We start from the raw sequence: 10,696 nt of genomic DNA on the forward strand, positions 1-10,696 counted from the left end.
CGGCCCCATTTGACCTCCATGCCTGTTCTTAAGGGCTATCGGGAACTGATCCCGGAAATAAAGTCTGTGGTAACTGGCCAATAATAGGAAGTAGGCACTTGCCCCTATGCGCCATGGCGGTGTTATTCTCAAGTTGAGAATCAGTTTAGATTTCATCGAGGATGAAAGGAGGGGGCTGGCGCTATGGCAGATAAATCTGTGTCGAAGGACCAGTTCCTTGGCAGCGCCTCTTCCGAGGAGATTGTCGAGCTCATAGAGGTGTCAGGCTCCATCAAATGGTTCGATGTCGCCAAGGGTTATGGCTTCATCGTACCCGATCAGCCTGGACTTTCAGATATCCTGCTGCATGTCACGTCCTTGCGCAAGGACGGCTTCCAGACCGCTCTTGAGGGGGCCCGTGTTGTCTGCGAGGTCAAGCACGGCGAGCGTGGGCTGCAGTGCTTCCGCGTCATCTCCATGGACAGCTCCACGGCGATCCATCCGGCGCAGATGCCGCCGCAGCGCACCCATGTCAGCGTCACCCCGTCAAGCGGGCTCGAACGCGTCATCGTCAAATGGTTTAACCGTACCAAGGGGTTCGGCTTTCTGACCCGCGGCGAGGGCACGGAAGACATTTTCATCCATATGGAAACGCTGCGTCGTTTCGGCCTGACCGAGCTGCGTCCGGGTCAGGTGGTTCTCGTGCGCTACGGCAATGGCGACAAGGGCCTGATGGCTGCGGAAGTTCATCCCGATATAGGCACGCAATTTCCCGTCTCGCATTGAGTGATGCTGAGCCTGCGAAACGACGGACGGCGAATGTTGCACCGCCATTGTTGACGCGCGTGAATGGATAAGCGAAAGCTTCCGGCCAGTTCACACGCGTATCCGGGTTTGGTCATGCATCGTTTTTTCACGGTTTTTCTGTTGCTCTTCTTCGCCCTGCCTGCGCGGGCTGAGACGGGGGAGCCCATGCGGCTGCCGCTGGATGCTCATCGGCTTGTCTTCGAGACTGCCAAGGGCAAGGTCTCCCTGGATGTCGAAATAGCCGATACCGATCCGGAACGGATGCGCGGGCTGATGTACCGGACCGATTTCCCCGAAAATCGTGCCATGCTCTTCGTGTTCGATGACACGCGCACGGTGATGATGTGGATGAAGAACACGCCGTTGTCGCTCGACATGGTGTTCGTCAACCGCGATGGCGCCATCGCCACGATCCGCGAAAATACCGAGCCGTTCTCGGAGGCGATCGTCTCGTCTATGGTGCCCGTCGCCTTTGTGATTGAATTGCGCGCCGGCGTGGCAAAGCAACTGGGCCTCGCCATGGGCGACACGGTCCGCCATCCCGCCATATGCGGCCCGTGCGCCACGAAATAAGTGGACCGCGCAACAATCCGATCCTGAATCTTACGAAGGGGCCAAGTGGTGAGTACGCCTGAAATTCAATATTTCGAGCATGACGGTCTGCGCCTTGCCTATCGCGAGCAGGGCGAGGGCGATCCCGTCCTGCTTATCCATGGTTTCGCCTCGTCGAGCCTTGTCAATTGGGTGTCTCCCGGCTGGTTCCAGACACTGACGGAAGCGGGATACAGGGCCATCGCCATCGACGATCGCGGCCATGGCCAGTCCGCCAAGAGCCATGAGCCTGCCGATTATACGCCGAGTCTGATGGCTGGCGACGCGGTGGCGCTTCTCGATCATCTCGGCATCGGGACGGCGCATGTCATGGGTTACTCCATGGGCGCGCGCATCGCAGCCTTTATGGCGCTTGAACATCCACATCGTGTTCACAGCCTGGTCTTTGGCGGCCTGGGCATCGGCATGGTCGATGGGGCTGGCGACTGGGCGCCGATCCACGAGGCGCTGCTTGCCGACGATCCGGCGACGATTACCCATCCGCGCGGCCTGATGTTCCGCAAATTCGCCGACCAGACGAAAAGCGATCGCCTCGCTCTGGCCGCATGCGTGCTCACCTCGAAGGAAACGTTGAGCGAAGATGCGATCAGCCGCATCTCCCAGCCCACGCTGGTGGCGGTCGGCACCAGGGACGATATCGGCGGTAATCCGCACGATCTTGCCGCCTTGTTGCCGCGCGGCCGGTCGCTGGATATTCCCGAACGCGATCATATGCTGGCGGTTGGCGACAAGATATTCAAGCTGGCGGTTCTGGATTTCCTGAGCGAAAACCCCATTTGAGCCTTCATCGTTGATGATTGCGTTTCAGCAAATTGACGTGTCAAGCAATGTGATTTGCTCTATGTTACTGAAAAAGAGCAGAGAACAACGGCGAGAGCTGGGAGTTTGGAAATGCCCGCACACAATACCGTCAAGATGGTGAACGCCGTCGATCAGGTAGACCCGATCTGGAATGCGATCCGTACCGAGGCCGAAGAGGCCGCGCTCAACGATCCGCTGCTCACCGCCTTTATCTATTCCACGGTGCTCAATCAGACCAGTCTCGAGGAAGCGGTGAGCTACCGGATCGCCGAAAGGCTGGGACACGCCGATATAGATGCCGGCATCTTGCGCCAGACATTCGCCGAGATGCACCGCGCCCAGCCGGAATGGTCGCAGGTCCTCCGCGTCGATGTTCAGGCGGTCTATGATCGTGATCCCGCCTGCAGCCGGTTTCTCGATCCCATCCTTTATCTCAAGGGCTTTCATGCCATCCAGACACATCGCCTGGCGCATTGGCTTTGGAAGGAGGGCCGCAAGGATTTCGCCTATTATCTGCAGAGCCAGTCCTCCTCGGTATTCCAGACGGATATCCATCCCGCCGCGCAATTGGGCAGCGGGATATTCCTCGACCATGCGACTGGACTGGTCGTGGGCGAGACAGCAATCATCGAGGACAATGTATCGATATTGCATGGCGTGACCCTCGGAGGAACAGGCAAGGCAGGCGGCGACCGCCACCCGAAGATCAGGCGTGGCGTGCTGATCGGCGCCGGCGCAAAGATACTCGGCAATATCGAGGTTGGTCATTGCTCCAAGGTGGCATCGGGTTCTGTTGTAGTGAAGTCGGTGCCGAGCAATGTGACGGTGGCGGGCGTTCCAGCACGCATCATCGGTGAGAGCGGTTGCGCGGAGCCGTCGCGGGTCATGGATCAGCTCATCAACAGCTTGGACTGAAAAAAGCGCCCGCGCGTCAAAAACGGTGACAAGTCTCTTGCGGGCTTTACATGGGTGGATGCACCGTGCAAAACCCGCCTCCCACAAATGCATAGGAGAATTCGTTTGAAACCCGAAGAACTGAGAAAACTCGACGCCTATTTCAAGCGAACTTTCAAGAATCCCGGCCTTGAAGTAAAGGCGCGTCCTCGCAAGGACGATTCGTGCGAGCTTTATCTCAACGACGAATTCCTCGGCCTCATCTACAAGGATGAAGAAGAGGGCGAACTGTCCTATAATTTCTCAATGGCCATTCTAGACATGGATCTCTGAAGATCTGCAAAACCGGTTATCTGGCACTTGCCAGATGACCGGCTGCAAAAGATCTGACGGCTCCATCGAGCGCCTGCCACTGACCCAACAGGTCACGTGGAAATCTGTAGAGAAGCTGCAGGCCGTCGCCGAACTGGATATCGCGTTCGCACGCGCTGACGGTATCCTTGGCGATGCTCTCCTCCAGACAACGTGCGACGAAGTCCGGATTATCTCCGCCCGCGGAGGAAACCACCAGTTCCTCATCGATATAGCCGCTCGTCTGACGAAAGCTGTAGACGGTCAGGCCGCCCGGCCCCGGTTTTCCCGGCTGTTCGATCAGCGCGGAATAGATTGGCGGATAGCGTCCCGACATATCACGCGACATGGTTCTAGGCTCGATCGAGAGAAACAGTATCTCCCGCTTTGGTCCGGTAAAATTGAAATCCTGGCGCGTTGCGGCGCTATAACCGGTCATTTCAGGCCATTTCAGATAAAGATCGACGCGGTTCGCAACCCCATTTCGGCGCTGCGCGCGGAAGCGGATCATGTTCGATGGAATGGCGAGAACGTCATTGCCAATGACGATTTCACGCTTGGTCTTATCGTCGGTATGGCCGCCCATGGCGATTGTCGGCCCCCAATACCGTCCGGCAAGATTGATGGCCGCGGAGAGAATGGCAAGCCCGAAGAAGACATAGAAGACGCGCGCGAAAAATCGGCTTTCCGTAATCGAGATTTCTGTTTGCGCCGCGCTTTGCATGGCCTGCTTCGATCCGCCTCTTAAAACCGCATCCACTCTTCGCGCAATTGTCCACTTTTATGGTTAATACCGCGTGAATTCCCGGGCTGCGAACTTGCGACGTCGTGGTCGCTCCGCCATCTTCAGTCCCGCCAATACCGAACGGGAGAGTCCCCATGCCCATCTATGCGTTGGACGGCCATCAGCCGGAATTCGAGGATCGTGAAACGAACTGGATCGCGCCGGACGCGACACTGATCGGCAGGATCAAACTTGGGAAAGGCGTTGGTATATGGTTCGGGGTGGTGCTGCGTGGCGATAATGAATTGATCGACATCGGCCGCAACACCAATGTGCAGGAACATACGGTGATGCACACCGATATGGGCTACCCGCTGACGATAGGTGAAGGTTGCACCATTGGTCACCGGGCCATGCTCCACGGCTGCACGATCGGCGACAACAGCCTCATCGGCATCGGCGCGATCGTGCTCAACGGCGCGCGCATAGGCAGGAACTCTCTGGTTGGCGCAGGTGCGCTGGTGACGGAAGGCAAGGAATTCCCCGACAATTCGTTGATTATCGGCACTCCGGCGCGTGTCGCGCGCATACTGGATGAAAAGTCTGCCGAACAGCTGAGGGCTTCCGCGCAGCATTATGTCGACAACGGCGCCCGGTTCAGGCGCGGCCTTGAGATCGTCGGCCCTTAGATCGTCGGCCCCCTAGATCGTCGGAAGGAACGAGATATTCTGATACGAAGGAGCCGGCCCTGGGGGGAGGGCCGGCTCCTAACCCGGTCATTGGGGAAGGGTGGGGGACACGACCGGGTCGCCGTATAAGGCTTTCGCCTTATTCATGAATGCTGCCCACCAGGATCTGGCGGTCGTCGTCTATCGAAACCCACACGCCGGTGTTGCGGGCCGATTGGCGCTTCAAATACTGATATTCGGTCTGGTTCCAGATGAGTACCCGCGGCTCCAGATTGTCGAGGACGAAATCGCCGCGATCGGAGCGCATGGTCAGCACCGCATGACCATCGCCATTTGGCTGACGCACGACGGTGATCAACAGGGCATTGATGGGCACGCCCGCCTGCTGCAGCATCTGGCGCTTGAGCAGGGCGTAATCTTCACAATCGCCATATTTCGTGGGGTAGGACCAGACTTCCGCCTTGCCCCACATATCCATGTCGGTACGCGCTTCGATGGTTGTGTTGACCTGGTTGTTGATCTCGATGACCTTGCTCCACAACTCCTGCGTCAGCGTAACGGGCTTGTCCGATTTGCTGACGATATTGCATTCGTGAGCATAGCGCTGGCAGAACTCGTAATGACCGATCGGCTGCGTGGTGCGCTCGCCTGAGTTCATCCAGGGAGATTGCAGGCCAGCCTCTGTTGGCTGAGCCGCCCCAGCCTCTGTTGCCTGAGCCACCATTGTCCCGATCAGAAGAAAAAAGCCCGCCAGGGCTGATTTGCCCACCAATACTGATCTGCGTGTTGCCGATACTGTTTCGCGTGTCATCGTGCCGTCTCCGAATTGACGCCACAATGACATGCAGAGTTTTAGTTCACGCGAATATCGATATGAAAATACAAGTAAAATTCTGAGAAAACAAGTATAAAATTTGCTTCAAATTTTAGTTTTTCAAGTAAAGAATTGTAAGGGATGCTGAACCGCGCTTCAGACAGTTCTGAGCCGTTGCCGCAATGCGACGGTTGCGGAATGAATTCCAATGACAAGCACTGGAAATGACGAGCTGGGGAGGGGGTGAGTTTCAAAAATACAAGGTCGGTTCTGGCACTTGTCGACTATGCACCAGTCTGAACGGCCCTAGCGGAAAAGCTGATCCAGCGTCGTGGGCTGCTGCACATGCGCAAATTCGATGGCTATGCCGTCTTCGAAGTGCCGGACGACGGTTCCGCGCATCGTGCCGAGCGTTACCACTGTATACAGCGCCGGCCGCACGTCGATTTCCATGGCTGCGCCCGAAAGCGAAAGATCGATGATCCGGCAGCGATATTGTCGTCCGTCCGGCAGGACAAGGAAGTTCTCGGCATTGCGCGGCATGATGCGTTCATGGCGCCGGTCTTCAGGCAGGTCCAGTTCGTGCTTGTTGGCAAGCCAGGTCAACTGCGCGGCCAGCTTGTCCTTCTTGCGCTGCGAAGCGGTGAGTGACAGGGAAAAGCCGTCAGGCATCTGCCGCAGAACAGTGCCCTCGATTCGACCGATATGATCGATATAGGCGATGACGCGTTCACCGATTCGCCCGCTGGCCGCACAGCGCAAATGCGCGCTGCCCGATGACATAGCGATGACGGTGCAGGGGTGCTCCGAACGGTTCTCCAGCATGTAACGGCCGTTGAGGGTCACTTTCACAGAATGAAAGTTGTCATGCGGCGTATCGCTTGCGGTGTGGCTGTCGGCGATGTCGCGCATTTTCCCCTGCTTTATTCGGTCGAACCTGCCAGTCATTGGCCGGTGAAACCGTAAACGGCACGCGTTAACATCGGGTTAGGGTTTATTCAGACTTTCCCGCCATCCAGGATGGTGAGATGGCGGATCTGGCGGGAAGCCGACGGGCTGAAAAAACGCGGCATCTCGTAGGAACGGGATGCGCTGCGCGACGAAGCCGTAGCGACCGCCGCCGGCTGGGTCTCGGCCTGCAATTGCGCGCGCTTCGGGTCGAGCAAGCTGATCGAGAGGACGCTGCTCTGGACGATTCTGTCCGCACCCAGCCAGTAGGCGGGATCGAGTGCGACCATCGATCCGATCAGCCGGGCTTCCGAGATGTCACCGGCAAGCGGCAGCAACAGCGTTTCAAAGGTCGAGCGGCGGCCTGAGAGGCTTCTGCCCTCATGGTCGATCACTGCCGCGACCTTGCTCTCGAACACCGTATGCAGGAGCTGATCGATGGCTGCGCGATCCTCCTCCGTCCATAGCGACAGAAAGCTGGAGTTTCGGAGTTCGCCGCCATGGATGGTGCATAGGCGCGTTCCCGCGAGACGGAAGCGCGCGCCCGCATTTTCCGGCTGCTCCAGAATGAATATATCGGGCAACCGCTTGCGAATCGCACCCGGCTCGATCTCTGCCCTGTCTGGTGCAGGGCGCTTCTCGCGGATACGGTTCCAGTAAGCGAGAAGCTCAACTGTTCCATCATGCTTCATCTGTGATGTCTCGTTTCCGGATAAATGTACCGTTGCGGCACATATATTGGCTGCATATATCTCTGGCCAAACACAGAGCAGGAACCGTGCCATTCCATGAGCCGATGGACCACCTTAACCTTTTGTTCATCCACTGCGCCGGTCAGTTAAGGTTAACAAATGGTATCTATTGCAAGATCCGGGAACATGTGAGCATGATCTGCATCAAGAGAAACCTTTGTGTTTACAGCACTTTCTCAATTCAAGGCAAATTTGGGTACGGGTGGGGACTCGGCCGGGCCGTTCAGGGGTTAAAGCCTGAACGGCCTTTTCTTTTACCATGTCCTCTCATATCTAGGGGCAGGTCCAGACTTTTCAGGGGCGCGGGCAGCGAATCGCGGCCGCATGATTCCGGAGATTGATTTGAAGCAAGCGCGGACGTCCGAACCCGTTTTCAACATCCCCGGAATCATCCTGGTTCTCATCGCACTTTGCGTCGTGGCGTTCCTCGCCCAGGATTATATTCTCGACGATCAGCAGAATCTCTGGGTGATGATGAATTTGGCCTATTGGCCCGTGCGTTTTTCGCAAGGCGGCGGCTTTGGCGACCCGGCCGCATGGCTGACGGCGGTGACCTATTCCTTCCTGCACGGCGGATTTGCTCATATCGCCGTCAACATGGTGTGGCTCGCCGCCTTCGGTTCGCCGCTCGCGGGGCGGATCGGCACGACGCGGATGATCATATTCTGGATCGTGACCGCCATTGCCGCGGCCTTCACGCATTATGCAATCCATCCCGACAGCGCCATGCCGCTGGTCGGGGCTTCAGGTTCCATTTCCGGCATGATGGGCGCCGCCGCGCGATATGGTTTCCGCCGGGTGCCCGATATTCTGCACGATGGGAAGGGCAGGTCTGAATTTGCCGGCCCGCTCCTGCCGATCGGCGTGACGCTGACATTACGCCCTGTCCTGGCGTTTCTCGGCGTCTGGTTCGTCGTCAACCTGGCAACCGGGCTGGTTTCGATGTCGCCGATGGAATCCGCGAGCATTGCATGGGAAGCCCATATCGGTGGCTTCCTCGTCGGGTTCTTCGGCATAGCCCTGCTGGACCGGCCGAGCCCGCTGGATGCCGCCATACGGCGTTATTGAACGTTCAACGTAATCGAACGTTTAGAAGCACTTGCTCCGCCCGGTAGAAGCACTTGCTTTGCCCGGCGCTTGCGCGCACCATGTCCTTCATCTCGCCGGAAGAAGGGGACCGTTCCGGCGGTTTATCGGGCTAAAGCGCCATGAGGAGAAAAAATATGACAGTGAGATCTATCCTCGAACGCAAGGGCCACAATGTCGTCAGCGTCCAACCGGACGCATCGCTCATTGAGGCTGTCGCCGTCCTGGCGATGCACCGTATCGGTGCGCTCGTCATCTGTGACGACAAGAAGGCGATAAAAGGTATCCTGTCGGAGCGCGACATCGTCCGCGCCGTCGCCGAAGAGGGCGCGCAGGCCCTCGACCGGGAAGTATCGGAGTTCATGACCAGCAAGGTGCATGTCTGCCATGAGAACCATACCGTCAACGAGGTGATGGAAACGATGACGGTCAACCGTTTCCGTCATCTGCCCGTCGAGCGCGATGGCCGTCTCCATGGGATCATCTCCATCGGCGACGTGGTCAAGAAACGCATGGAAGAGGTCGAGCGCGAAGCGGAAGATATCAAGGCCTATATCACGACGGGCTGATCAAACTGAATTTGTTCAGCCCTTCGCCGCGAGATAGCGCTGCACGGCATAGAGCGAGATCGCGGCAGCGTTCGATACATTGAGCGATTTGATGGCTCCCGGCATGTCGAGCCGGGCGAGCGTGGTTACGGTTTCGCGTGTCTTCTGGCGCAGGCCCTTGCCTTCGGCTCCCAGCACCAGAGCGATTCGCTCGCCCGCAAGTGCCCCCTCCATCTCGACAGGGCCTTCCGAATCAAGCCCGATCGTAGTGAACCCAAGCGCATGGAGTTCGCCAAGCGCGTCCGCCAGATTACGAACCTCGATATGCGGAATGACCTCCAGCGCGCCGGATGCCGCCTTGGCCAGCACGCCGGATTCCTGCGGGCTGTGGCGCGCCGTGGTGATCAGCGCGCCCGCATCGAAGGCGACGGCGGAGCGCAGAATTGCGCCGACATTGTGCGGATCGGTCACCTGATCGAGCACCAGAAGCAGCGAACTTTCCTTCAGGTCTGCCAGCTTTTTGGATCGAAGCGGTTCCGCTTCGATCATGACGCCTTGGTGGACGGCCTCCGACCCGGTTTCCTTGTCTATGGCCTTCGGCTCGACGATTTCGACGGGGAAGGGGAGGGAATGCGATTCTGCGATCTCCAGCCTTGCCAGCGCGTTTTTCGTCACCATCATTCGCCGGATCCGCCGCTCCGGATTATCGAGCGCCGCGCGAACCGTATGGAGACCGTAGAGCCGGACGAGCCCTTCGGGTGCGGCGCTGCCTTCGATCGCTGGTCTGGCCGCGCGATATGGCTGTGGCCCGGCATCGCCGGCCTTCAGGTCGCGGTGCTGGCGGCGAAGGCGCGCATAATGGGAATCTTTTGGTGATTTTGGCTGCTGTTTATCGTTCATGTCGGTGCTTATAGCGTTTCATTTCACCATGCGCCAGAACCGGACGACAGAAGGGTGAATTGGCAAAAGAACGCTATGAATTCCAATGTGCTGCAGGTGGTTGTGAAAAGTCGTTTGGTCTTTTCATCGATCCCCTGTTGACAGGTGAATGCCTTCTCGTCATAACGCCCACCGCGGATGACCCGCCTGCCACAACGGGCGGGATATTCGTGAAAATGCCTAGTCGCTCGACTCCACTGGCAGTGACCGGAGGGGTGCCCGAGTGGTTAAAGGGGACGGACTGTAAATCCGTTAGCTTAGCTTACGTTGGTTCGAATCCAACCCCCTCCACCACTGCCGGAGTCGGAGTTACGAGTGCGCGGGTATAGCTCAATGGTAGAGCAGCAGCCTTCCAAGCTGAATATGCGGGTTCGATTCCCGCTACCCGCTCCAGATTTCTCAGAGCGGTTTGGCGTGTAGGGAATAACTGCATGATTCCTTAAATCAGCATCGATTTAAGGATGAGATTGTGCAGCAAGAAAATGTTAGAGCGCCCCTTGCGCGTCCAATTGGATACGCGGCGCTCTGATGGACGGGCGGTTTGCCGTTCCGTCACAGGGTATAGACATCGAGCCGGGCTCACCGGCCGGGCGCAAACGGTTCTAGAAGACGAGAGAACGACGGCGATGGCGAAAAGTAAGTTTGAACGCAATAAGCCGCATGTCAACATCGGCACGATCGGCCACGTTGACCATGGCAAGACGTCGCTGACAGCGGCGATCACGAAGTATTTCGGCGAGTACAAGGCGTAT

14 protein-coding genes and 2 tRNA genes are annotated in these 10,696 nt (G+C 57.8%); 11 read left to right on the forward strand and 5 right to left on the reverse strand.

Annotation, left to right across the window (positions count from 1 at the left end; genetic code table 11):
• Positions 1–183 precede the first annotated feature (183 nt).
• The 5 genes from DUT91_RS20885 (at position 184) to DUT91_RS20905 (ending at position 3,426) form a co-directional block, all read left to right on the forward strand.
• Positions 184–765, forward strand: a complete 582-nt coding sequence (locus DUT91_RS20885; protein ID WP_114442412.1) for a cold-shock protein — start codon at positions 184–186, stop codon at positions 763–765.
• 114 nt (positions 766–879) lie between these two features.
• Positions 880–1,359, forward strand: coding sequence for a DUF192 domain-containing protein (locus DUT91_RS20890; protein ID WP_114442434.1), 480 nt, complete (start codon positions 880–882; stop codon positions 1,357–1,359).
• Positions 1,360–1,407: 48 nt separating this feature from the next.
• A complete protein-coding gene (locus DUT91_RS20895; RefSeq protein WP_114442435.1) occupies positions 1,408–2,178 on the forward strand; it encodes an alpha/beta fold hydrolase in 771 nt (256 codons plus the stop codon).
• A gap of 111 nt (positions 2,179–2,289) precedes the next feature.
• Entirely contained in the window at positions 2,290–3,114 is an 825-nt protein-coding gene (cysE, locus tag DUT91_RS20900) for a serine O-acetyltransferase (protein ID WP_160113684.1), read from the forward strand.
• A 105-nt stretch (positions 3,115–3,219) separates the two neighbouring features.
• Positions 3,220–3,426 carry a DUF3126 family protein gene (locus DUT91_RS20905; RefSeq protein WP_114442413.1) on the forward strand — a complete coding sequence of 69 codons (207 nt, stop codon included), beginning with the start codon at positions 3,220–3,222 and terminating at the stop codon, positions 3,424–3,426.
• A 16-nt stretch (positions 3,427–3,442) separates the two neighbouring features.
• Here the strand turns inward: DUT91_RS20905 and DUT91_RS20910 are convergent, their stop codons facing one another.
• Complete coding sequence (locus tag DUT91_RS20910) at positions 3,443–4,168, reverse strand: hypothetical protein (protein WP_114442414.1); 726 nt, start codon at positions 4,166–4,168, stop codon at positions 3,443–3,445.
• 155 nt (positions 4,169–4,323) lie between these two features.
• Here DUT91_RS20910 and DUT91_RS20915 point away from each other — a divergent pair, with 155 nt between their 5' ends.
• On the forward strand, positions 4,324–4,857 hold the full coding sequence (locus DUT91_RS20915; protein WP_114442415.1) for a gamma carbonic anhydrase family protein: 534 nt from the start codon (positions 4,324–4,326) through the stop codon (positions 4,855–4,857).
• A gap of 139 nt (positions 4,858–4,996) precedes the next feature.
• Here the strand turns inward: DUT91_RS20915 and DUT91_RS20920 are convergent, their stop codons facing one another.
• The 3 genes from DUT91_RS20920 to DUT91_RS20930 form a co-directional block, all read right to left on the reverse strand.
• Positions 4,997–5,629, reverse strand: coding sequence for a transglutaminase-like cysteine peptidase (locus DUT91_RS20920; RefSeq protein ID WP_425373827.1), 633 nt, complete (start codon positions 5,627–5,629; stop codon positions 4,997–4,999).
• Between the two features lie 348 nt (positions 5,630–5,977).
• The gene (locus tag DUT91_RS20925; protein ID WP_114442416.1) at positions 5,978–6,583 is read right to left on the reverse strand and encodes a PilZ domain-containing protein; all 606 of its coding nucleotides are present in this window, start codon (positions 6,581–6,583) and stop codon (positions 5,978–5,980) included.
• An 86-nt stretch (positions 6,584–6,669) separates the two neighbouring features.
• On the reverse strand, positions 6,670–7,311 hold the full coding sequence (locus DUT91_RS20930; protein ID WP_160113685.1) for a PAS domain-containing protein: 642 nt from the start codon (positions 7,309–7,311) through the stop codon (positions 6,670–6,672).
• Positions 7,312–7,695: 384 nt separating this feature from the next.
• Here DUT91_RS20930 and DUT91_RS20935 point away from each other — a divergent pair, with 384 nt between their 5' ends.
• A complete protein-coding gene (locus DUT91_RS20935; RefSeq protein WP_114442418.1) occupies positions 7,696–8,439 on the forward strand; it encodes a rhomboid family intramembrane serine protease in 744 nt (247 codons plus the stop codon).
• A gap of 155 nt (positions 8,440–8,594) precedes the next feature.
• Positions 8,595–9,026, forward strand: a complete 432-nt coding sequence (locus DUT91_RS20940) for a CBS domain-containing protein (RefSeq protein WP_114442419.1) — start codon at positions 8,595–8,597, stop codon at positions 9,024–9,026.
• 15 nt (positions 9,027–9,041) lie between these two features.
• On the opposite strand, the gene DUT91_RS20945 is transcribed toward DUT91_RS20940, so the two are convergent.
• Entirely contained in the window at positions 9,042–9,905 is an 864-nt protein-coding gene (locus DUT91_RS20945) for a TrmH family RNA methyltransferase (RefSeq protein WP_114442420.1), read from the reverse strand.
• A gap of 248 nt (positions 9,906–10,153) precedes the next feature.
• Between DUT91_RS20945 and DUT91_RS20950 the strand changes: the two genes are divergently transcribed.
• The 3 genes from DUT91_RS20950 to DUT91_RS20960 form a co-directional block, all read left to right on the forward strand.
• Positions 10,154–10,238: transfer RNA gene (locus tag DUT91_RS20950), tRNA-Tyr, on the forward strand.
• A gap of 25 nt (positions 10,239–10,263) precedes the next feature.
• Positions 10,264–10,337 (forward strand) — tRNA-Gly (locus DUT91_RS20955).
• A 233-nt stretch (positions 10,338–10,570) separates the two neighbouring features.
• Positions 10,571–10,696: GTP-binding protein (locus tag DUT91_RS20960; protein ID WP_244910400.1), on the forward strand; the 126-nt coding region annotated here is incomplete at its 3' end.

Source organism: Paramesorhizobium salinisoli (assembly GCF_003335045.1).
Taxonomy (GTDB): Bacteria; Pseudomonadota; Alphaproteobacteria; order Rhizobiales; family Rhizobiaceae; genus Paramesorhizobium; species Paramesorhizobium salinisoli.

Coding starts and splice junctions, on each gene's coding strand:
- DUT91_RS20925 (WP_114442416.1), bottom strand. CDS start 6,583: ATGCGCGACATCGCCGACAGCCACACCGCAAGCGATACGCCGCATGAC.
- cysE (WP_160113684.1), top strand. CDS start 2,290: ATGCCCGCACACAATACCGTCAAGATGGTGAACGCCGTCGATCAGGTA.
- DUT91_RS20885 (WP_114442412.1), top strand. CDS start 184: ATGGCAGATAAATCTGTGTCGAAGGACCAGTTCCTTGGCAGCGCCTCT.
- DUT91_RS20940 (WP_114442419.1), top strand. CDS start 8,595: ATGACAGTGAGATCTATCCTCGAACGCAAGGGCCACAATGTCGTCAGC.
- DUT91_RS20890 (WP_114442434.1), top strand. CDS start 880: ATGCATCGTTTTTTCACGGTTTTTCTGTTGCTCTTCTTCGCCCTGCCT.
- DUT91_RS20930 (WP_160113685.1), bottom strand. CDS start 7,311: ATGAAGCATGATGGAACAGTTGAGCTTCTCGCTTACTGGAACCGTATC.
- DUT91_RS20915 (WP_114442415.1), top strand. CDS start 4,324: ATGCCCATCTATGCGTTGGACGGCCATCAGCCGGAATTCGAGGATCGT.
- DUT91_RS20910 (WP_114442414.1), bottom strand. CDS start 4,168: ATGCAAAGCGCGGCGCAAACAGAAATCTCGATTACGGAAAGCCGATTT.
- DUT91_RS20935 (WP_114442418.1), top strand. CDS start 7,696: ATGATTCCGGAGATTGATTTGAAGCAAGCGCGGACGTCCGAACCCGTT.
- DUT91_RS20945 (WP_114442420.1), bottom strand. CDS start 9,905: ATGAACGATAAACAGCAGCCAAAATCACCAAAAGATTCCCATTATGCG.